General features: G+C 40.0%; 31 protein-coding genes. 18 read left to right on the forward strand and 13 right to left on the reverse strand.

Annotated features, from left to right (window positions below; genetic code table 11):
* Positions 1 to 172: 172 nt before the first annotated feature.
* The 13 genes from MN210_RS06715 to MN210_RS06775 all read right to left on the reverse strand — a co-directional run bounded on the left by MN210_RS06715 (position 173) and on the right by MN210_RS06775 (position 8,055).
* Positions 173 to 1,285 carry a helix-turn-helix domain-containing protein gene (locus MN210_RS06715; protein ID WP_241877964.1) on the reverse strand — a complete coding sequence of 371 codons (1,113 nt, stop codon included), beginning with the start codon at positions 1,283 to 1,285 and terminating at the stop codon, positions 173 to 175.
* A gap of 19 nt (positions 1,286 to 1,304) precedes the next feature.
* The gene (locus tag MN210_RS06720) at positions 1,305 to 1,964 is read right to left on the reverse strand and encodes a hypothetical protein (protein WP_338411897.1); all 660 of its coding nucleotides are present in this window, start codon (positions 1,962 to 1,964) and stop codon (positions 1,305 to 1,307) included.
* 88 nt (positions 1,965 to 2,052) lie between these two features.
* Positions 2,053 to 2,424, reverse strand: a complete 372-nt coding sequence (locus tag MN210_RS06725; protein WP_241877967.1) for a hypothetical protein — start codon at positions 2,422 to 2,424, stop codon at positions 2,053 to 2,055.
* Between the two features lie 2 nt (positions 2,425 to 2,426).
* Positions 2,427 to 3,293 (reverse strand): hypothetical protein, encoded by an 867-nt coding sequence (locus MN210_RS06730; protein WP_338411898.1) that lies wholly within the window; start codon positions 3,291 to 3,293, stop codon positions 2,427 to 2,429.
* Positions 3,293 to 3,982 carry a helix-turn-helix transcriptional regulator gene (locus MN210_RS06735; RefSeq protein ID WP_338411899.1) on the reverse strand — a complete coding sequence of 230 codons (690 nt, stop codon included), beginning with the start codon at positions 3,980 to 3,982 and terminating at the stop codon, positions 3,293 to 3,295. Before MN210_RS06735 ends, MN210_RS06730 begins: the two co-directional genes overlap by 1 nt.
* 121 nt (positions 3,983 to 4,103) lie before the next feature.
* Positions 4,104 to 4,550: a VRR-NUC domain-containing protein gene (locus tag MN210_RS06740; protein ID WP_241877971.1), complete on the reverse strand. Its 447-nt coding sequence runs from the start codon at positions 4,548 to 4,550 to the stop codon at positions 4,104 to 4,106.
* Between the two features lie 237 nt (positions 4,551 to 4,787).
* Complete coding sequence (locus MN210_RS06745) at positions 4,788 to 5,051, reverse strand: hypothetical protein (RefSeq protein WP_338411900.1); 264 nt, start codon at positions 5,049 to 5,051, stop codon at positions 4,788 to 4,790.
* Entirely contained in the window at positions 5,042 to 5,500 is a 459-nt protein-coding gene (locus tag MN210_RS06750; RefSeq protein WP_338411901.1) for a hypothetical protein, read from the reverse strand. The genes MN210_RS06745 and MN210_RS06750 overlap by 10 nt, the downstream gene beginning before the upstream one ends.
* A 14-nt stretch (positions 5,501 to 5,514) precedes the next feature.
* Positions 5,515 to 6,075 carry a hypothetical protein gene (locus MN210_RS06755; RefSeq protein ID WP_338411902.1) on the reverse strand — a complete coding sequence of 187 codons (561 nt, stop codon included), beginning with the start codon at positions 6,073 to 6,075 and terminating at the stop codon, positions 5,515 to 5,517.
* 16 nt (positions 6,076 to 6,091) lie between these two features.
* Positions 6,092 to 6,976: a replication protein gene (locus MN210_RS06760; RefSeq protein ID WP_338411903.1), complete on the reverse strand. Its 885-nt coding sequence runs from the start codon at positions 6,974 to 6,976 to the stop codon at positions 6,092 to 6,094.
* Between the two features lie 37 nt (positions 6,977 to 7,013).
* Entirely contained in the window at positions 7,014 to 7,478 is a 465-nt protein-coding gene (locus tag MN210_RS06765) for a hypothetical protein (protein ID WP_241877976.1), read from the reverse strand.
* Positions 7,478 to 7,822, reverse strand: a complete 345-nt coding sequence (locus MN210_RS06770) for a hypothetical protein (protein WP_338411904.1) — start codon at positions 7,820 to 7,822, stop codon at positions 7,478 to 7,480. Before MN210_RS06770 ends, MN210_RS06765 begins: the two co-directional genes overlap by 1 nt.
* Positions 7,823 to 7,824: 2 nt before the next feature.
* Positions 7,825 to 8,055 carry a helix-turn-helix domain-containing protein gene (locus MN210_RS06775; protein ID WP_241877977.1) on the reverse strand — a complete coding sequence of 77 codons (231 nt, stop codon included), beginning with the start codon at positions 8,053 to 8,055 and terminating at the stop codon, positions 7,825 to 7,827.
* 140 nt (positions 8,056 to 8,195) lie between these two features.
* On the opposite strand from MN210_RS06775, the gene MN210_RS06780 reads away from it, so the two are divergent.
* The 18 genes from MN210_RS06780 (at position 8,196) to MN210_RS06865 (ending at position 18,547) form a co-directional block, all read left to right on the forward strand.
* On the forward strand, positions 8,196 to 8,846 hold the full coding sequence (locus MN210_RS06780) for a S24 family peptidase (RefSeq protein WP_338411905.1): 651 nt from the start codon (positions 8,196 to 8,198) through the stop codon (positions 8,844 to 8,846).
* Between the two features lie 60 nt (positions 8,847 to 8,906).
* The gene (locus tag MN210_RS06785) at positions 8,907 to 9,110 is read left to right on the forward strand and encodes a hypothetical protein (RefSeq protein WP_241877979.1); all 204 of its coding nucleotides are present in this window, start codon (positions 8,907 to 8,909) and stop codon (positions 9,108 to 9,110) included.
* Positions 9,111 to 9,158: 48 nt separating this feature from the next.
* Positions 9,159 to 9,572, forward strand: a complete 414-nt coding sequence (locus MN210_RS06790) for a surface-adhesin E family protein (RefSeq protein WP_044298329.1) — start codon at positions 9,159 to 9,161, stop codon at positions 9,570 to 9,572.
* A 255-nt stretch (positions 9,573 to 9,827) separates the two neighbouring features.
* Positions 9,828 to 10,823, forward strand: coding sequence for an SDH family Clp fold serine proteinase (locus MN210_RS06795; protein ID WP_338411906.1), 996 nt, complete (start codon positions 9,828 to 9,830; stop codon positions 10,821 to 10,823).
* A gap of 394 nt (positions 10,824 to 11,217) precedes the next feature.
* Positions 11,218 to 12,081: a hypothetical protein gene (locus MN210_RS06800; protein WP_338411907.1), complete on the forward strand. Its 864-nt coding sequence runs from the start codon at positions 11,218 to 11,220 to the stop codon at positions 12,079 to 12,081.
* Positions 12,081 to 12,638: a hypothetical protein gene (locus MN210_RS06805; protein ID WP_338411908.1), complete on the forward strand. Its 558-nt coding sequence runs from the start codon at positions 12,081 to 12,083 to the stop codon at positions 12,636 to 12,638. Before MN210_RS06800 ends, MN210_RS06805 begins: the two co-directional genes overlap by 1 nt.
* Before the next feature lie 543 nt (positions 12,639 to 13,181).
* Complete coding sequence (locus MN210_RS06810; RefSeq protein WP_255016244.1) at positions 13,182 to 13,316, forward strand: hypothetical protein; 135 nt, start codon at positions 13,182 to 13,184, stop codon at positions 13,314 to 13,316.
* A gap of 100 nt (positions 13,317 to 13,416) precedes the next feature.
* Positions 13,417 to 13,752 (forward strand): hypothetical protein, encoded by a 336-nt coding sequence (locus MN210_RS06815; protein ID WP_241877983.1) that lies wholly within the window; start codon positions 13,417 to 13,419, stop codon positions 13,750 to 13,752.
* A 10-nt stretch (positions 13,753 to 13,762) separates the two neighbouring features.
* Positions 13,763 to 13,924 (forward strand): hypothetical protein, encoded by a 162-nt coding sequence (locus tag MN210_RS06820; protein WP_190272725.1) that lies wholly within the window; start codon positions 13,763 to 13,765, stop codon positions 13,922 to 13,924.
* Positions 13,921 to 14,082 (forward strand): hypothetical protein, encoded by a 162-nt coding sequence (locus MN210_RS06825; protein WP_190272726.1) that lies wholly within the window; start codon positions 13,921 to 13,923, stop codon positions 14,080 to 14,082. Before MN210_RS06820 ends, MN210_RS06825 begins: the two co-directional genes overlap by 4 nt.
* Complete coding sequence (locus tag MN210_RS06830) at positions 14,075 to 15,091, forward strand: YqaJ viral recombinase family nuclease (RefSeq protein ID WP_338411909.1); 1,017 nt, start codon at positions 14,075 to 14,077, stop codon at positions 15,089 to 15,091. Before MN210_RS06825 ends, MN210_RS06830 begins: the two co-directional genes overlap by 8 nt.
* 22 nt (positions 15,092 to 15,113) lie before the next feature.
* Positions 15,114 to 16,082: a transcriptional regulator gene (locus MN210_RS06835; RefSeq protein ID WP_338411910.1), complete on the forward strand. Its 969-nt coding sequence runs from the start codon at positions 15,114 to 15,116 to the stop codon at positions 16,080 to 16,082.
* A gap of 60 nt (positions 16,083 to 16,142) precedes the next feature.
* On the forward strand, positions 16,143 to 16,967 hold the full coding sequence (locus MN210_RS06840; RefSeq protein WP_338411911.1) for a hypothetical protein: 825 nt from the start codon (positions 16,143 to 16,145) through the stop codon (positions 16,965 to 16,967).
* Entirely contained in the window at positions 16,968 to 17,294 is a 327-nt protein-coding gene (locus MN210_RS06845) for a hypothetical protein (RefSeq protein WP_241877990.1), read from the forward strand. It begins immediately after the preceding gene.
* A gap of 20 nt (positions 17,295 to 17,314) precedes the next feature.
* Entirely contained in the window at positions 17,315 to 17,464 is a 150-nt protein-coding gene (locus tag MN210_RS06850) for a hypothetical protein (protein WP_255016252.1), read from the forward strand.
* A gap of 2 nt (positions 17,465 to 17,466) precedes the next feature.
* Positions 17,467 to 17,682 (forward strand): hypothetical protein, encoded by a 216-nt coding sequence (locus tag MN210_RS06855; protein WP_338411912.1) that lies wholly within the window; start codon positions 17,467 to 17,469, stop codon positions 17,680 to 17,682.
* A gap of 1 nt (position 17,683) precedes the next feature.
* Complete coding sequence (locus MN210_RS06860) at positions 17,684 to 18,319, forward strand: nucleoside triphosphate pyrophosphohydrolase family protein (RefSeq protein ID WP_338411913.1); 636 nt, start codon at positions 17,684 to 17,686, stop codon at positions 18,317 to 18,319.
* A 24-nt stretch (positions 18,320 to 18,343) separates the two neighbouring features.
* Positions 18,344 to 18,547, forward strand: coding sequence for a hypothetical protein (locus MN210_RS06865; protein ID WP_201544160.1), 204 nt, complete (start codon positions 18,344 to 18,346; stop codon positions 18,545 to 18,547).
* Positions 18,548 to 18,729: the final 182 nt, after the last annotated feature.

Raw genomic sequence — 18,729 nt, forward strand, 5'->3', positions numbered from 1 at the left:
ATGTGATTCTTGCCTTGTTCATACTCAGGTTTTGGGTTAAAGTTTCACTAAGTCTGTTAAAGTTTGGCATGGTCTGATTCGTCTTAAAAATCACTATTATGCCTTTGCTTTAACAGACTTTTTTGTTTTTTTTGTCGTGTGCAGAGACAATTTATATGAATATTGGATACTACTAATTAATTAACCTTAACTTTGGTTTGGTTGGTTGTTCCCCTGATAACATACCTTTTGGTAAGCAGCATAGCTGTTCTAAATCATCGGCATTATAAAATGTTCGATCAATTATATCTTCTTTGCGAAACCCACCTTCTTCTAGCAAGATTTTGACAGTGTTATACATTAATTCAGGTGTTTCTGGCTTAACGCTATCATCATAAGGCTCACCATATCTCCATTTACGATAACTGTAGTTTTTGAATAAGCGTGTCTTATGATTATCATCAATGAGCCCTAACTGGCTATAACGCATTATTAATGAAGCAACAGATGTTCCCCAGTGACGCTTTTCGATCACCAAATTATCTAAAGTAACACTTTTGTAGTTTAAAGAAAAAGCGTCACTTGGCATTAATAGACAACCGGCAAAATAATTGGCTTGCCTTTCAATTTCCTTATAGCCAATGTTTTTACAGTCGGAACTGGTTAAATTTTTATGTAAAATACCATGCGCAAACTCATGAGCATTATCAAATCTATTTCTAAAATAATTATCTTTATCTTTTGCTAAAAGAATATACGGTCTACCTGCCATCCAAGCAGACACCCCATCCATATCGCTAGAATTCAGCCAATCTGAAGTAATTAACACACCAGAATTTTCAATTAATCTCGTTAAATTTTGAATAGGCCTATTCCCAAGACCCCACAATGTACGCTGTTCTTCTGCAAGCTTCTCTATTTTTTCGTCTGTTATATTAAGAGCCTCTATTCTATTTGGAGAATCGACTAGGTTTAATGCAGGGTAATCCACCCATTGCTCTAAAATCTCTGAAATCTCTCGAAAATAAAGCAGCTTGGCTTTTGCTTGATCTCTCGCGCTAGCTTCTGTTCTTGTTAATGATCTAAACTGATATACACCTTGTTCATCTATGCTTCTTAAGGAAAACCATCTCTCTGGCATAGATAGTGCCTTAGAAATCTTAGAGATTGCAGAATACGTAGGTTTATTTGCTCCACTTTCCCATCGAGATATCATTGAATCAGAGTAATCAATTTCTTGGGCTAGCGCTTCTTGTGTCATTCGTCTAGCATTCCGAGCTAAAACTAAACGTTCTGGATTAAACATAACATTTCACCTTGCAATATTACTGACTTACCTGCGCATCAAGTTCTTGCAATGTCTTCTTAAGCGTAGGAGCAGCAGGCTGTATTTGCGGATTATTATCCTCATGCTGGAATTGCATTTGTATAATCTCTTCAAAGGAAATAATTAAATGAATTGTTTTTAAATCAGTGCTAGGTAGTAAGAAATTTAGATGAGGTTGATTGTCTTCGTCAACAAATACATCCAGTATCATAAACACTCTATCTGATCTGGCAATATTAGGGTTCTCAATCACATCAAATAAATCAGGCATCGCCTGTTCAAACATAGCATTATTTACAGCTTTATTTTTGAGATAATTTGCTTTTCGATACGACTGCATTGTCCCAGATCTTCGTGGGATTATAGAAAAAGAAGGTAATTCAATGAGAGGATATATACCTCCTTTTGGTTCAGTATTTTTTAAACGATATGAGGCATCAATTAAATTAACCATTGACTCCTGAGCCGCTTGGATTATTGCAAAATACTGATACTGTGGTCGAGAAAATGGCTTAATGACATCATCATATACATCCGTAATGAATCTTTCATGAGTGACAAGCTGAGCGGCAATCGCCTCATGCAGTTTAATTAATTTATCAATCGTAAACTCTTTAGCTATATGTTTAGAGAATATATTTTTTGGACTAGATTTCATTTGACACTCCTATTTGCATAATTTGGAATTTTATACAAAAAAGTTGCATGAATCAATCTAATCTTTACTTTCACCTCAATATTTTGAGTCAATAGCCAATCATCTGCCTAAATCCTGGTAAGCTATTTCGTAACGCCTTAGGCATAGTAAGAGTGTAGTCTTTAAGTGGCTTCGTCATAATGATGGTATGACTCATTGCATTACCAATCTTGGGCTTTGACTCTACCTTGTGCTCAGTCCAAAGCTCAACCATATTATCACCCAAACTATTATCAACTTTGACCAGCCGGCCTAAGACAACCAAAACCTTAAGTTGTTCGCTGTAAACAATATCTTCGCCGTCTGCGTGCTCGATAAGCTGGTTATAAACCTTTTGACTGCACTTCAAAAACGATAACGGCTCAGTCTCTAAGCTGTTAAGACCTGGTAATATTCCATCTGTAAAGACTGCGCACTTCATATTCACTCCTCCAAATCATCAAATTCAACATCTTCAGCATCACCATTACGAAAAAAATCAGGGTCATGCTCAAGCTGGGTAAGCGACTGCATCCGTTCTTGCAATTCCCTATGCAGTTTTTCACGAGCAGCACGCTCTTCTTCATCAATACCTGCCAGCGCTTCAAGCGCCCCTAAACGGCGTTCTTGTTCTGATTGCTTAAAGTCCTCGGCACTAATACCACACATGGGCATTTCTTGTTCAGCAATCACCTTTTGTGCCTGAGTTAAATTACCCAGTACAAAACTTAGACTTTTTATCACTCCTAACTTCTTAGCAATAGGGTCCTCTTCATCATCATAGAACTTATAATCATCGTCATCACCAGTGCTAACATGGTCCAACTCAATAGGTGTTGGATTTAGCACGTTTTCTGCGACGTCAAGTGATAGCATGGTGATAGCATCTTCTAATGCACCCAGATTATGCAGTCTATTTCTATGTTTGATAATAACGCTGGCACGCTGTTCAGTTGAGAGAACGATTTTCTGTTTTGTTCTGTCTGTGCTATCGATTATTGTTCTGTAAATTTGGGTTTCATGCTCATTTTTGACTTTATTGTTTTCTTTGTTCTCTAATTTTTTTTCAACCCCGTTCTGTTCACTTTTGTTCTGTTTTTTTTTCGCATTTTCCGCTCGTTCTTTCAGTTCAAGCATGGATAGCTTTTGCCAGTCATACTTTTTGGCACGGTTATATACGGCGGATTTAGAAGCCGGCGCCTTATCCCCGTACACTTCTTGTAAGTGGTCCACAACTTCTTGATAAGTAATATTGGGTGTACTCTCCCATAGGGCCTTAGCTGCCGCCCACACTTCCTTTGGTACTGCCATCAGTTAACCCCTTTAATCATTTCTTCATCGCTATATACAGGTTCCGGCAAAGGTAGACTGTACTGATAGTCGCAATCAAGATCAGATAGCATGATGTGCTTATCTTCTTTGTCTAGTCGCTGCTTAATCTGCATCATTTGCGTCTCAACAGCCATAATTTGCCTCGCTTGCTTAGATTCAATCTTACGTATTGTTGACATAAGACTTTTAGCGCTTTGAGCGATTTGAGAGTCTTTTTGAACCTCTTGCTCTTTTAGCAGTCTGCATAACTGTTTCGCCTCAGCCAGTAGTGCTTCTTGATCATTGACGCAAATCGACTTCATATGCTCAGTGATTGTTTCGGCAAACTGTTCTGTTAAATGCTCTACCATTGCACGCGATTGAGTCACCACATGATTAACTGTGCTTGCCAGCATATCCAGCTCTGGCTCTACCGATAGGCCGCAAATATAATCAAGCGACTGGTTATAAAGATTTTGAAATATCAGCAAATCCGTCAGCGTTAAATCTTTATTACCGTTCTCAATTTCACTAATACGGTTTCTATTGTTATCCACATTCCACACAATACGCATGACCTCAGCTTGAGTCATGCCAGCATTCTTTCTGGCCGCCGCCAAATTTCGGCCTATTGTTACTCTAATTTGCCTTAACTGTTTATCCGTAAACCCAAGCCGTTTTTTTGCCACACGCGCGCCCTCATTGCAGTTTTTTCTGTCATTGATATAATCATGCTGCCTAATGAAGTAAGGGCTGGAATTGTCATCCTTTGGCGCTCATGTAACCGCATGAGCGCTTTTTTTTGCCTGTTTATTTGTCAGCTGTTAACTGGCTTACGCCATCAAAGTCACCTAATTTAATGTACTGCTGAATAACCTCTATTACGTTATCAATCCCTTTAGCGACAACCGCGCAATACCCCTCTTTGGCCAACATCTCGATTCGTTCTTTTTGGGCTGGCGTCGCATAGCTGTTACCATCTTTTTTAATCTCAATGCGCAGGCCGTGGTAAGCGCCTCTAGCAATATCAATAATCAAATCTGGGTAGCCCGCTTTCACACCCATACGCTTGAATTTAGCCGCCTCTGGTGAATACCTCTTACCGCTAGACCCAACTTTAGCGGCTCTCTTACCGCCGTTTGGTGAATGATGAATATAATCAAACAATGGCCGGCCTTTAAACTTCTGGCGCTTAGACCAATTCATTACTACCGTCTGTACTTCATCTTCTGATAATCCTATTCGTTTACCCCTCATACCCTTTTAACCCTTACTTGCCCCATAACAAAGTGATAAACGCCACTGTAAAAAAATAACTGGAACGGCTATCAAATACCCTAAAACACACTTGTGGTACCACTGGACCTGAAACCTATACACCCGCCTGCCATCACCAAAAACCACACGAGCAATTAAATACGTGCTAAACAGGGAAAGAAAAAGATAGCACCACAACATCATCAAAAATAATTCGTTTAACATAAAAAGCCCTTACTAAAATCTAAAAATATTCTCGCCTTGTCTTAGTTGATAATCCCCAGTACCATCTGCACCCCAAACAATATCGCCCAACTCATGATTAATCGCATTGCCCTTTAAATCCCATCGAACGATTTGATCAAAAAAAGGATTACCCTCAACTGCTCTTACCCGGGCGCTATACTGATTCCAATGATTGCCGGCCGGGTCATATGCTCTGCTTAAGCGTGTGAGCGTATAGCCCTTACTTGTTTTAAGCTTACCTGCTCTTACACCCACCGATAGCCACCTGGTGCCTTAATCTTTGTTTTAAGCGCCCGTATGACCACATGACATTCACTATAATCAAGCTCAACCTCTGGCGCGTGCTCCATAAGCTCATCGCAAAAGTCTCTAAATGCTTGACCAATAGCAGCAACTAGCCCGGCTTGATCATGCTCGCCTTCAATTTCAGCCTTAGCGTGTGCACGTTGACCATCTTTGCTAACTGCATTCATGGTGAAAGTGTAAGTCCGGTCGTGGCTGAAAATATCATGTGGCCGGGTTAAGAAGTCTTCGGTACGTACCACTCGCTTGATTAGGTCCTCCACCTTGTCACCGTCCAAAAACATTTTCATATAGCCTTGATATTGGCGTGGCTTAGACTTCGCTTGTTGTATCTTCGTGGCTTTTTTCGCTTTTAACGCCTTAGCACGGCGCTGGTTTCTACTCAATTTATTCTTAGCCATGGATTCCCTTTGTTTTAAACTTCAACTGTTTCTTGTTTGGGCCTGCCTACACCGAATCTAGCCTTCATTTTTTCCCATTCTTGAGCTACTGGACTATCATCATTTAGGCGGGCAGGTTTAGGCGCTTCAATACGATGGGTTTTGGGTATCTCAAAATCAGCCCCATTCTTGTGTTCGATAATCACCTGCTCATAGACCGTGGCAAAGTATTTAATAAATCTGTTACCAGCACTCGCTAATTTGCCCCACCCGATGCGATTTGCAGTTTCTAGTACAGTTGGGTGCCTCCAGTCTCTTTCGACGTCTCCGCGCATTCCTGAGCATCTACAGGCTGTTTCAAATGCGGTTTGTGTGTCTAGGTATTCACTTTGCTTGCCAGCTCTTGCTAACTCTAAAAAATCAGCTGGGGCTGTTGGTGGCCATGAAAGACTTAACGATTTACGCTTAGCTTGATTAAACTCGTCTTGTGTCATGCCTAGGTCGGTTAATGCGATATACCAAACGGTCAGTGTGTCGACACCCCAGTCCTCATCTTTGATTTTTGATCTAAATAACTTTTTCCACCCTGCAAACAAACTGGCTATCTGCTGCTTAGAAAGGCACGTTTGCGAATTCGTCTGGGTACTGCTGTGCAAGGTCTCTGGCAAGGTTCTCTGCGTAGATGTCTGCGCTTGATTTCTTTGGCTGTTCGTTAGCTTGGTTGTTAGCTGGTTGATTGATTGCATGATTAAGTCCTGTGTTCTGATTTCCTGTGTTTTGCTTAGCTGCGGTCTGCTTGTTATTTCGATTCCAGTTGCGACAAGTTGCTTGCCAGTTTTTCATCGATGATCTACCAACCTTCCAGCCGTTCGATTCGTAGTAATCAAAAAACCTTTCAGCAATTGCTTGTGAATCACTACGACCTAGTTCAGAAAAATAACTTTTAATCTGATTAACACTAGGCTTAACAAACTGATTTGTTTTTTTGGATTTGTCAGGCTCGGCTGGCTTTTCTTTTTTATTATTTTTTTCTTTATACTTTTCTTTAATTACTTTTCTTTCTTTTTCTTTATTACTTCCCAAATTTTGGGAGCCAACTTGGTCAAATTTTGGGAATCTAATGGTCAAATTTTGGGATGCTAAATTTTGGGATGCTAAATTTTGACCTAGTTTTTTGGGGTCGAAATTGGCGATATTTTCATAATTTAGACTGTAAATTGTTGTCTTTCTTTGCTGTCTTTTGGCAGTTAAAAAGCCAAAATCAACCAGCTCATTTACTACTTTTGAAACCGTATTTTTGCTGATATTGCAGGTTTCTTGTAAAAAGCTATTCGATAGAGATTTATCGGTGTTTCCATAACCGTCTATCATTCTCACCATGCGTAGAAGAACCCCAAATGCAGCGGGCGACAAGAATGGCTGTGCGTCAAAAATCTTGTTATCAATCTGCGTATAGCCTGCTTCTCTCATTGGTGATTGCCTATAAACCGTATTCATGATTAAATATCCTTGTTAGTTACTTTTTGATGGTTAATTAACACGCCTCTGATAATTCGCAGTTATCAGAGGTTTTTAGTTTGTAAGTCGTTACAGATGTTCCGACCACCTTTGACCAGTCTCTTTTGGACTCAATCACATATCCAGTCCGTCTAAGATAAGTAATAGTCCTGGATAGTTTGTTTCTTTCAGACAGCTTTAATCCTTCGTTCGAGATAATCCCAGCCTCATGTTTAAATCTATTAAGCACATCTTCTTTGCTGTACTTGCGGCAACTTGGCGGGCGTTCATCGATCACTATCTGATACGAGTATCTGATAGTTGAACCTTTTATCTGTTTAAACCCCTTCTGCTCTAGTCGTCTGCGCACGTATTCTTTGTTTCGAATATGCTCAAAACTTGCCAGCGATATCTGCACGCCTGCCACCAACTCTGTGCCTAGCTCATCTTCGATAATCTGATCAACCGTCTTTTGCAAAGGATGAGTGATCTTCATAGCCATTACTTCTTGTCTCCCCCACTAAAAATAATGTCGATAAAATCAGGGCTATTTACACTCGTGCGTAGCATTGTTGCCATTGCCTGGGCCATGTCTCGGTCACAAAAAACAGCGTCTATATCAACAAGCTTGATGCCTAAAAAAGCACACATAATGGCAAACAGCTCCAAATCACCCTGCTTATCCTCACTGCCAACAAGGCGGCTAATCTTAGCTGTACTTACGCCTGTAGCCGCAGCTGTAGCACATTGCGTCTTGTCTGTAAGGCGCTGTAATAAAAAAGCGTAGTTGTTGCGTGCTATTCCACGCGTGGGGTCTGATAATAAATGTATCGGGGTGTGGCACATAGTTAAGTCTCCTCGGTTTGTTGTTTAAAGTCATTCCAGTGTTGACCTTGAGTAATGACATGGTCGTAAAGACTATTGATTTTCTCAACATCAGACCATCTTGGATTTTTAGTTGCTCCACTTCCTAGTCGCGAGACTCGATACTGTGGAATATCAGTTTGCTCTTCAATCATTGCCTGAGTCATTCCGACACCAATGAGTGTATTGATTTTCTCAATTAGCTTTGGAGTCATTTTTAGAATCCTTAAATTTATTAACATCGTTATTATAATGCACATTTGCATAATGTAAACCCATATTTGCATAACTACTTACATATATATGCGTTTTTGCATAAAATAAGCTTGCACTTTAATATTAATAGGTTGGTTGTATGTCTTACTTAGTTAGTAACTTAGAATTTTTATTAAAAAAACATGGAATTAACGCCTACCAATTACAGGACAAGTCTGGCATTCCACAGTCAACGACTTTCAGAATAATAAATGGTGATACCCAAAGCCCCAGCAGTAAGACTGTTAAGAAATACGCGGAATATTTTGACATTGAAGAGGCTGAGCTTAGGTTTAAAGACCTCACTAGAATCCAAGGTGATAACTTCAGAGTTTTACCAATGGATAATGTACGGCGCGTACCTGTCCTTAATTACGTACAAGCTGGCGAGTTTTGCCATTACTTCGATGATGCTATTGCTGATACTTTTGAAATCATCATAGGTGATTATCCACCCCATGTTCACTGGGTAATCATTGAGGGCTTGAGCATGACGCCTGACTTCAATCCAGGCGATCTCATCTTGGTCGATCCAGACACCCAGCCTTCACCCGGTAATTATGTCGTTGCTAAAAAAGCAGGTGAAAACGCCGTAACTTTTAAAAAGTGGCGGCCACGTGGGTTTGATGATAACGGTGTGGAGTACTGTGAGCTAGTACCTCTAAACCCTGACTTCCCTACCATTGATAGCAGACATACTCCGTTCACAATTTGCGGTGTGGCTGTTGAGCATAAGAAGAAACTGAAATAAGAAAGACAGGCCATAGTGGGCTATGAAAGGTCTACGAAAATATATAACAGGATAAAAATTATGGATAATAGCGAATTACCTATTAACAAGCTGATGGCTGAAATTAATACAGCAGCAGATAACAATGAGCCTATGAGCTTGACAATTGAGCAGGTTAAATTGTTGGCGAAGCATTACGGGGATCTAGTTGCTATCCCTGTTTATAGTATGGACAACTTCCCAATTAAAAAATCCAGTAAAAGTCAGAGTGCGGATGAAGAGTAGAAGGTGGGCAAAGTACATTAAAAACTTGAGATAATAAGGATGTGCGATATGACAAGACTACTGGTATTTAGTTTGGTGCTTTGTAGTGCTCAAGCGTATGCTGCAAAATGGGTGCAGCTTGCAGACGACGATGATTCTAGCTTTTATATAGATATTGATAGTGTTAGAAGTATTAGCCCTTACCTGGTAGGCAGCAGTTCGACTGATCGGTATCTATCAGTGTTCAGCAGGATTGACTTCAATGACGGTGCTCGCTTATCAAGCGGTGAGGCCTATACTCACACTATTCAATACAATTATATCAACTGTGATATGGGCAGCTATTTTGTTAAAAGTTTTAGAATGTATAACAACAGAGAAGTTGTAGCATCTGATGACTATACGATTGAAGATGAAAGTGAGTTTAAAATTGCATACCCTACCACTCCACCAGATGACATAATTAAAACCATCTGCGTATAACAAGAAAAAGGCAAGTAGAGTGGCTGGCAGGATGTCGGGTATTCGGAGGGGAAGTCGCTAAATTAGGGCTTCCCTGTCAATGCTTGGCGTAATGGCGTTCATAGCACTGAAGATACGATGGATGCTATTGAGCGTAACTGTGGGGTGTATGGGGATTTGTGGGGTGACTAGATGATGACCATGGTAGAGGGCGTTCATATGGAGAATTAAAAATGAAAAAATTGCATCTTTTAAGAAAAATTAGAGGAAGTTGTTATGACTATAAGTAATACACAATCAGTAACCATAGTTTATGTTGGAGAAATTAATAGATATGGCTATGAAAGGATTTCTAAAGTTTGCGAAGGACTGCCTGAAGACCATCCGAAAACTGTAGACCTTGTATTATCTACTTATGGTGGAGATCCAGATGCTGGGTTTAGGATTGCTAGGTGTTTGCAGCACTATTTTGAAGATGGCATAACACTATATGTTCCTCACTACTGCAAATCTGCAGGGACTTTAATAGCAATTGGAGCAAGCGAACTTGTGCTATCAGATGGCGGGGAGTTGGGCCCATTGGATGTGCAAATAATGAAATCTGACGAAATGTTTGAGCGCTCCTCTGGTATGGACATTACTCAGGGGTTTAATGTATTATCTACACAAGCTTATGATATGTTTAATAGCATAGCTATAAAACTTAAAACACAGACTAGACTTTCTACTAAACTTGCAACTGATGCAGCTGCACAAATTACCGTAGGTACATTTAGTCCAATATTTTCTCAGATTGACCCCACTAGGCTAGGCGAAACTCAGCGAGCTACAGAAATTGCATTTAAATACGGCAACAGATTGCAAGAAAAATTTAACAATTTACATGAAAATGGGGTGCTAAACTTAGTAGCAGACTATCCTTCACATGGCTTCGTTATTGACAGAAAAGAGGCGCGTAGTATATTTAAAAAAGTACGAGCGCCTGATTCAACTGAAAAGACTCTTCTGAATCAAATTGATGTAATTATTCGCGAAGGCATAAGTCTACATGATGTATTTTGTAATGAGCTTGATTTACCAGCACTCTACGAAACATTAAATAGGAAGGAAGAGGATGATGAAGCTAACAGAGACAATAATAGTGAGCAACAAGCAAATGCAAGCACAGCACAAAGCAATGATATATCAAACTCCCCAGAGCTTAAAGAATGCAATGCAAGAAGCCAGTCGAAAAAGCAGCGAAATAGCGATGAAAGTAATGGAGACTCGTAAAGCTAGTTCTTTCAATACAGCGTTCAAAAACAAACAAGCCTAAAACGCAAACCCTTGTTTAAATACTCTTAATAAAAATAAAAAACCGCCCCAGTGGCGGTTTTTCAATGTCGTTCCTTTAATCATAATATTATCAAGGCTTTATAGGCCTTAATAAAAATACAGTTATAAGGGTTGACAAAATCAATAAGTTTTTTAGTAAACCTTGAACTAAGGCTAGCAAGCTGTTATGATTTTCTTACCTATATTAGTATTTAAATACTAGATATAGAAATTATATTTACAATTTAACTTCATCGTGTTGGCTGTCTTATTGAGTTGTATAAAGACGGTTTTTTTATCCCTAAAATTTATGAAAGAAGCTCAATAGAATTCAATAAGATAAAGGTGAACTATGGCACCACGTCAACCTAAAACTAAAGAAGATGCCTTAATTGACATAGGTAATGAGTTAATTAATTTGTTGACGGAGTCGAAGGGCTTAGAAGAACCGGATTATTCTCAATTAGACAATCTTAAGGCAGAAGCATATAAGAATTTGGATGGCGGTCCTGCAAAATATTGGGCTATCCTATCTTTCATAGAATCGCTTAAACTAAACTATACCGCAGCATATTCTTGTTATCAAAAAGCCTGGAAATTGGGTAAAGACAACCGCGAATTAATGGTGAATTATCCTGCACTATTATTTCGTATGAATCGTTTTGATGAATTATTTTCTGAAGCAAAACGATATCTAAGATCTTACCCATCCATGTATCAACCTATAGTCCACCTTTTGGCTACATCATACCTTTTATTAGATACAGATGAGTTAGAAGCAGCTTTAGAGTTATTCCAAGAGAAAGATGAAGCTGAATGCTCATTAGTAAGACAATCTAGAGTAGTTATTAATGCTGTTCCTAAAGTAATTGATAATCTCAATGAAATTGACTTAGATACCGAAGTATACGTTGATTCAATGAAATACTTGAATGGTTTCATAAGTAGCAAGACTCTTGAAACCTATCATCTTAGAATTAGCATAGAAGATAAATATGATCAATTTGTTCGGGTAGAGGTTTTTTTAGAAATTACACCCAAACAAGCCATTGAGCTGAACAAGCAATTTGACTCTTCGTTTATCGAGCACGTAATAATATCGGAGAACTTATCAGCTTTAGAGAAATTTATAGTTTATTTTAAACCAATAGATGACAATCAAAATAAAATTGAGTCAGCATTCGTTTTGGATAATAAAGAATTGCTGGAATCGTAATGCCTTTAAACACTGAAGATTTATACAATCTTAAGAAGAGTCTGAAAAGTTTTAGCGCTACCCCAAGAGAGTTGATAGAAAGACTGGTTATATCTCGGGGTTACTATGCAACGTATCATTATTCTAAGAAAGTTATTAGCGATACAGATATAGTCTTATATGAATATAAGCCTAATAAAAAAGGTAGTTCACCACAGAAATATAGCTCACATCAAGCTGTCAGCCAAAGTCTCATACGTAGTAAAAAAGAAGGGTTGATGCAGTTAGGGAGAGATTTAAAAAGGTATCATGATTTACGATGTAAAGCAGATTATGATATCCATCTCAATATTACTGAAACAGATAAAGAGCTGGCTGAAGATTTGCATAATAGTATAAAACAGCAATTAGAGAGATATGTAAATAATTATCAGCTTAATGCCAAGGTATCACATAAAACCGATGCTATGGAAGATATAGTTGTTGATTCAAATACTACAGTTCGACTTCCGAGAAAAACAGTTCAAGAAACTAAAGGCCTAGATGTTAAAAGGCCTATTCTGAAGATCTTAAAATAGTATCAACGCCCTGTTTTATACTTAGCTCTAGCATAATAGCGACTTTCTGATAGGTCGCGCCCTACTCTAGTATGCGTCAGTACGCTCCCTGATGCCGCTCATCTTAATAGTTGGTTCAGCTTCGCTCCTGACCAACCTGGTTATCCAACATCACTTACATTCCAATGATCGTTCAATACCTAAATCCAACCGCCATACCAGGGCGGTTTTTTTATGCCCGCAATTCAAGAAGCAAAATCCTTTGTTTCTTAAAAAACACAAAATGATGTGAACAAAGCCGCCTTGAGGGCGGTTTTCATTTAGCCTTAAGTATTTTCTCAGCCAGCAAGGCATAAGTACGAATATTTTAATGCATTAATGCATTTAATTTCATTTCATACTTGCATTTAACTATGCATTATTGCATAATCGTTATACCAACAAAGACAAGCAATCAGACGATGATGCTAGTGACTATGTAAAAACAGAATTTAAAGGCTAACAAATTACAGCCGATTCAAGTAGTCGGCTGTTGTGTGTTAATCAACCAAGGGAAAAAGAGCTATGAACAAAACGTATCAGAAAGGCAATTACGTTGTTAATCATCGTGGCGAGGTTTGGTGTCTTGAGCAAAACGAAATGATTTACTCAGATACTTTTGAAAACTGCGTTGATTTTGTTAACAACATCACTGATTAGCTAGACATTCAAACGTCTAGTTAGACATTTTTTAGACATTAAAAAGCCCCTGAACTTTGGACGGCAAAGGGGCTTCACTCAATTAAGAGAGGTAAACATTATGACAGCACTATTAGAAAAACTCAAGTTAGATACCGGTTATGACTTTGAAGTTAACGAAGGTTATAGCAAGAAGACTGGCTTCTTCTTCTTTGAGCAAGGTTATGACTTGATTCAAGTTGGCTTCAAATCAGACGAAAACGGCAACGTAAAAAGCCTGGAAGTTATCGAAGCGTTAAAAGACGGTGAAGAGCCAATGCAGTTCGAAATCACTGACGAGATCTTCAACATCATGCGTGACCAAATCGAGCCAATGCTATGGGGTGAAGAGCCTTATGAAGAGCGTGACAGCATGGCCAGTCTTGGTTTCACAAATTCAGATTTTCTTTACGGTTAAGGGGATGGTGATGGAAAAGTTATATCGAGTCAGCTACATCGACCAAGGGACGTACATTACTGAGTACGTCTATGGGGAAACAATCATGCAAGCACGCGGTCACATCATTCATAGCTTAAAGCGCTGGGTAGATTTTCAAGAAGTCGTTGAAGTTAGCGAGGTGGGCGCATGATGAAGGCATTAGCTACAGCCCTATTAGCAGCCATTGTAGGTGGCTGCTCAACCCATGTAGCGCTGCTTGCGCTAGACAAAGAACAAAGCAATCAGCAGCAGTACATCGATAACTACGACTACGAAATGAGTCAAATGGAGGCAAAAGATTATGAGTAATTTAGCAATCGCCAAGAATTTTAAGAAGTATGAAACTTGCCTGGCTTTAAGCACTAAAAACATGTGCCGCGAAGATTGGTTAACGGCTCGCCAAACTGGTATCGGTGGCTCTGATATCAGCGCAATCATGGGTGTTAACCCCTACGCTACCGCCTACGATGTTTATGTCAGCAAGACTGAGCCAGTGGATGAAGAAGCTAGCGAGTTCGCTTACTGGGGTACCACCTTGGAACCAGTGGTCGCTGCTGAATTTGCCAAGCGTAATGACTTTAAAATCCAAAACGTTAATTTCATGATGCGTCATCCCGTTCATACATTTGCAGTGGCCAACATTGACCGCGCTGTGATCAATCCAGAGATTAGCGGCAACGTCAGATTTAAAGACGGCAAGCTTACTTCCGATACTATCTTAGAGATTAAGACGGCATCTGAGTATGTCGCTAAAGACTGGGGCGATGAAGAGTCAGACCAAGTCCCTGACCAGTATATGTGTCAAGCACAGTGGTATATGGGCGTTACTGATACCAAGACTTGCTACATGGCTGTGCTAATCGGTGGCAACAAGTACCGCCAGTACAAGATTGAACGAAGCCAAGAGCTTATCGATGTGCTTTTTGAAGCAGCCGAAGACTTTTGGGTTAACAATGTTTTAGCAGGTGTGGCACCAGAGCCAACGACTCTTGAAAACGCTAAGAATAAGTACCCCGCTCACAACCCTGACACGGTGCTGGACATCTCCATTGATAGCGACGAAGTCAAAGTGTTTAACGAGTATGTAGAGCTAAAAGAAGCTGAAAAGCTGCTTAAGAAGCAGATTGAAGCTGCTCAAACCAAGCTTATTTGCACGATTGGTGACAATGAAGCACTGGCAATCGATGGCGATATTGCAGTGACTTACAAGGCGCAAGTTAGCAACCGCTTTGATAGCAATAGCTTTAAAAAAGATATGCCAGAACTTGCTGCTAAGTATGTCAAACAGTCAGCAAGCCGTGTGATGCGAATCAAATAACCATTCAATAAGGAACAAAACAATGAATAACTTACCCCAACAAACTCAATCATCTGGCTTTATCAACCCTCAAAACTATCAAGAAGCCTGGCAGTTTAGTGAAATGTTAGCAGCATCTGAAATGGTACCCAAGAACTTCAAAGGTAAACCGGCCGATATTTTAATCGCCATGCAAATGGGTAGCGAGATTGGCTTAAAACCCCTGCAATCATTGCAAAATATCGCTGTAGTTAATGGCCGTCCTACCATCTGGGGTGATGCTGTTGTGGCCATCTGCCAAAGCTCAGGGATGCTTGAAGATATTACTGAAGAAGTTACAGATGAATATGCAACGGTCACTGTTAAGCGTATTGGTCAAGAGCCACACAGCGTAACCTTTAGTATGCAAGACGCTAAAAAAGCAGGGTTGGCTGGTAAACAAGGTCCCTGGACTCAGTACCCCAAGCGCATGATGAAAAACCGCGCACGTGCTTACGCTCTACGTGACAAGTTCGCTGACGTGCTAAGTGGCTTTGGGATCACTGAAGAAGAGAAAGACCGTGCGATTGACGTTACTCCAGCCAAGCCGGTTAAAACCAAGAACGCCGGTGCCTCTGCCCTACTTGAGCGTGTCAAAGCAAAGGCGGCAACAGTTGAAGCGCCGGCTATTGAATACTTTGATACATCAGATTTGCTAAGCACGATTGGTAAAGCTCAAGACTTAAAGCAAATTAATAGTATCGGCAAAGAAATTAAAGCCATGTCTGAAGATGCAGATATCAACATCAAAAATGATGACTTGGAAGCTCTACGTAAAACTTGGAAAGATAAAAAGCTGGAGCTTGAGTACGCCAATCTTATGAATAACATCAAATCATGCCAGTCATTAGATGATGTTGAGCGTATGCGCGGTGTGATTGAAGACAAGTCTGGTGACTTTGCACAGCCTGATTTACAGCTACTTAGCGACACGCTAGACATGATCGCTGAAGAAATTGGTGCTGAGGGTTAAAAGACTAACGATAGCATTGGCTTTGCTGATGCTATCTATCATCTAGGGTTGGAGGGAATAATGCTAATACAAACAAATTTATCAGCTGTTAAAGCCAACCAAGGTACACCAGTTGAAGTTATCGAAGAATGGCTAAGAGAAAATGCAAAGAACGAACAGCTTCCTGAAAACCTGGCGAAGGGTGATACGTATTTTAATAATACAAACACCAAATATATTAAAGAACGACAGGCCAAGAATAAAAAGCGAGAACAAGATCTACAAGCTGCGCTTATTACTGCTGCTGGTAACGTACCAAAGCCTACCAACAAAATGATTGATGTCTCGGATGAATCATTTGAAGGGTTAAGAGGCCAGATTAAATCGCGGCTTTTTAGTGGCGAACTCGTCAAAGTATCTGACTATAAAAGTATGTATGCACCTTCTACAATGCGTGTCATTTTATCGAAAATTACTTCTGACTTAAAAGCGCGTGGCTTTGAGGTTATCACAATCCAGACTGAGACTAGAAAGAATCTAGGCTGGATGTTAGAAAGCGCTTTTAGCGATATGTTCTTAACAAAGGCCAATACAGATGTTGTTCGTCAAATGCGTGAGCCACTGCCTAAGGGCGTTTCCTCACGAGTAGCTTATCATCAAACCATCGGAGAAATAGCCCAAAGGCTATTATCAGGTCAATTTGTAAGGGTGGATGAATACCTGCCTCGGCATTCAAGAGTTGTGATTTTAAGAATGGTTGCTTTGGCTATCAAACAGGCGAAAGAATTAAAAGACGTGGTATCTATCAACTATAAGCTTGGCAGAAAAGCTGGTTGGGTGCTCGAATCTGAGGTACATAAAAAGCTCACTAAGGTAAATGACTACCCTCAAACTGAGGAGGCATAAATGAACCTAATTGCTAATCGTAGATTCGCTAATGCATCTGAATTCGAGTTAATAGCACTCGCATTAGATGAGGGTTATGACTCGCTAGCATATGCTCTTGCCTGCCGCTTAGAGCGCAACTTAAACCCTGAAGAGTCTGGACAACTCAGAAAATTGCAAGATGAAAATCATAACCTATCTTATGAGGTAGATGAACTAGAGTTTAGGGTTTGTGCGCTCGAACAAGAGCTTGCGAGTATGGCCAGCAACGAACAGCGCTTAAGAGAGCTAGTCAGTCGAGCCAGCCGAGCTGTTAACAGCAGCTTGGCTTTGTTTAAGGAGGACTGAGGTGACAAACGAGGTGCCAGATGACGTATAGACACAAATCAAAGCCTGGCGTCACTTGCACGGTCCTAGATGCAAGCGATGGTTGCGTGATTTATCAATATATGCATGATGGCTTGGTAGTGACAAACAAAGCATGGGTCGATGACTTTTTAGATGAATGGGAGGTATAAGAATGAGCGTAGCTGAAAGGCGAACCGAGGCATTAGTTAACACCCCTAAACAGGTTAATTGCATTTTTGCCATACACTTTGACGATGAAAACGACCCTCGTTATCAGGAAATTGTAAAACTTGTTCTTAATAAAGAGTCTTGGGATAACGGCAACTTGGTGACTGCACTGCATTGTGACAGCTTGGATAAGATGATTAACGTAATTGAAGGTAAATAATATGACAAATAAGGCAATTGATTTATTTTGGCATAACGACAGTAAGTCTCACAGCCCTTTTACTGAATATGAAATCAGGAAGAACGTGGAAACCGGTAAGTACCTAGTTAAATACTGGAACTATAACGAGGTTACTCCGACTCATGAAAAAGTAGTTGAGCCACCGCAAACGGCAACTGGATTTACCAGCCTTAATGCTGCTAAAAATTGGGCACAAGGTCATTTTGAGGAGAAACTACAAAATTGGTGCAAAGCCCCAACTGAGCGTGAATTATTAACTAATAGCATACAAAGTCTTGTTAATGCATGCCACTCACGAGCGGCAGCAAATGGCTGGTGGACTGATCTATCAACTGGTGAACCTCTAACTCGCAACAAAGGTGAGATGATGATGCTAATAGTGAGTGAGATTGCTGAAGCAATGGAAGGTCACCGCAAGGGCTTAAAAGATGATCACTTGCCAGCCTACGGTATGGAAGATGTCGAATTTGCCGATGCCCTTATTCGTATATTTGATTATGCCGGTGGGCACAACCTGGAATTGGCCAGTGCTTTTGTTGATAAGCTTGATTATAACAACAATCGTGCTGATCATAAGATTGAGAACCGCAAGAAAGACGGCGGCAAGAAATATTAAGGCATATGCAAAGGAGTTGGTACTATGAGTGGAATTTACTATACTACGGCACAAATTAAAGAAATATTTTGCTGGGAATCTAATACAACAATTTATCGAAAAATGGAAAGCGGCTTTTTACCTGAGCCTGACTTGAAGGGCCGCCCTAATAAATGGCTAAAATCAAAGATTGATGATATTATTAGTAAGCAGTCAGTCTCAGCTGACAGCGAAGAAAATGAGGCTTAATGCCTCGTTTTCACCTTTAAATTAAGGTGACTTTTTGTAATTACGGTATTAAACGCGGTATTTTCTTTTATCAAATCGCTACATCCCTTTTATATCAATGGTTAAAAGCTTTAATTCGAGTCCTCGTGGGCACACCAAGCATTGTATTATGCTCTCTTAACCATGCTATCTTAACCATGTTC

Source organism: Psychrobacter raelei (assembly GCF_022631235.3).
Classification (GTDB): domain Bacteria; phylum Pseudomonadota; class Gammaproteobacteria; order Pseudomonadales; family Moraxellaceae; genus Psychrobacter; species Psychrobacter raelei.

What these genes read in the sequence shown, in the direction of transcription:
- MN210_RS06740 (WP_241877971.1), bottom strand. Translation starts at nt 4,550, where the DNA reads ATGAGGGGTAAACGAATAGGATTATCAGAAGATGAAGTACAGACGGTA.
- MN210_RS06725 (WP_241877967.1), bottom strand. Translation starts at nt 2,424, where the DNA reads ATGAAGTGCGCAGTCTTTACAGATGGAATATTACCAGGTCTTAACAGC.
- MN210_RS06855 (WP_338411912.1), top strand. Translation starts at nt 17,467, where the DNA reads ATGAGCGTAGCTGAAAGGCGAACCGAGGCATTAGTTAACACCCCTAAA.
- MN210_RS06730 (WP_338411898.1), bottom strand. Translation starts at nt 3,293, where the DNA reads ATGGCAGTACCAAAGGAAGTGTGGGCGGCAGCTAAGGCCCTATGGGAG.
- MN210_RS06845 (WP_241877990.1), top strand. Translation starts at nt 16,968, where the DNA reads ATGAACCTAATTGCTAATCGTAGATTCGCTAATGCATCTGAATTCGAG.
- MN210_RS06785 (WP_241877979.1), top strand. Translation starts at nt 8,907, where the DNA reads ATGGATAATAGCGAATTACCTATTAACAAGCTGATGGCTGAAATTAAT.
- MN210_RS06780 (WP_338411905.1), top strand. Translation starts at nt 8,196, where the DNA reads ATGTCTTACTTAGTTAGTAACTTAGAATTTTTATTAAAAAAACATGGA.
- MN210_RS06765 (WP_241877976.1), bottom strand. Translation starts at nt 7,478, where the DNA reads ATGGCTATGAAGATCACTCATCCTTTGCAAAAGACGGTTGATCAGATT.
- MN210_RS06805 (WP_338411908.1), top strand. Translation starts at nt 12,081, where the DNA reads ATGCCTTTAAACACTGAAGATTTATACAATCTTAAGAAGAGTCTGAAA.
- MN210_RS06865 (WP_201544160.1), top strand. Translation starts at nt 18,344, where the DNA reads ATGAGTGGAATTTACTATACTACGGCACAAATTAAAGAAATATTTTGC.
- MN210_RS06800 (WP_338411907.1), top strand. Translation starts at nt 11,218, where the DNA reads ATGGCACCACGTCAACCTAAAACTAAAGAAGATGCCTTAATTGACATA.
- MN210_RS06775 (WP_241877977.1), bottom strand. Translation starts at nt 8,055, where the DNA reads ATGACTCCAAAGCTAATTGAGAAAATCAATACACTCATTGGTGTCGGA.
- MN210_RS06830 (WP_338411909.1), top strand. Translation starts at nt 14,075, where the DNA reads ATGAGTAATTTAGCAATCGCCAAGAATTTTAAGAAGTATGAAACTTGC.
- MN210_RS06790 (WP_044298329.1), top strand. Translation starts at nt 9,159, where the DNA reads ATGACAAGACTACTGGTATTTAGTTTGGTGCTTTGTAGTGCTCAAGCG.
- MN210_RS06760 (WP_338411903.1), bottom strand. Translation starts at nt 6,976, where the DNA reads ATGAATACGGTTTATAGGCAATCACCAATGAGAGAAGCAGGCTATACG.
- MN210_RS06815 (WP_241877983.1), top strand. Translation starts at nt 13,417, where the DNA reads ATGACAGCACTATTAGAAAAACTCAAGTTAGATACCGGTTATGACTTT.
- MN210_RS06795 (WP_338411906.1), top strand. Translation starts at nt 9,828, where the DNA reads ATGACTATAAGTAATACACAATCAGTAACCATAGTTTATGTTGGAGAA.
- MN210_RS06835 (WP_338411910.1), top strand. Translation starts at nt 15,114, where the DNA reads ATGAATAACTTACCCCAACAAACTCAATCATCTGGCTTTATCAACCCT.
- MN210_RS06840 (WP_338411911.1), top strand. Translation starts at nt 16,143, where the DNA reads ATGCTAATACAAACAAATTTATCAGCTGTTAAAGCCAACCAAGGTACA.
- MN210_RS06750 (WP_338411901.1), bottom strand. Translation starts at nt 5,500, where the DNA reads ATGGCTAAGAATAAATTGAGTAGAAACCAGCGCCGTGCTAAGGCGTTA.
- MN210_RS06860 (WP_338411913.1), top strand. Translation starts at nt 17,684, where the DNA reads ATGACAAATAAGGCAATTGATTTATTTTGGCATAACGACAGTAAGTCT.
- MN210_RS06820 (WP_190272725.1), top strand. Translation starts at nt 13,763, where the DNA reads ATGGAAAAGTTATATCGAGTCAGCTACATCGACCAAGGGACGTACATT.
- MN210_RS06850 (WP_255016252.1), top strand. Translation starts at nt 17,315, where the DNA reads ATGACGTATAGACACAAATCAAAGCCTGGCGTCACTTGCACGGTCCTA.
- MN210_RS06770 (WP_338411904.1), bottom strand. Translation starts at nt 7,822, where the DNA reads ATGTGCCACACCCCGATACATTTATTATCAGACCCCACGCGTGGAATA.
- MN210_RS06825 (WP_190272726.1), top strand. Translation starts at nt 13,921, where the DNA reads ATGATGAAGGCATTAGCTACAGCCCTATTAGCAGCCATTGTAGGTGGC.
- MN210_RS06810 (WP_255016244.1), top strand. Translation starts at nt 13,182, where the DNA reads ATGAACAAAACGTATCAGAAAGGCAATTACGTTGTTAATCATCGTGGC.
- MN210_RS06720 (WP_338411897.1), bottom strand. Translation starts at nt 1,964, where the DNA reads ATGAAATCTAGTCCAAAAAATATATTCTCTAAACATATAGCTAAAGAG.
- MN210_RS06715 (WP_241877964.1), bottom strand. Translation starts at nt 1,285, where the DNA reads ATGTTTAATCCAGAACGTTTAGTTTTAGCTCGGAATGCTAGACGAATG.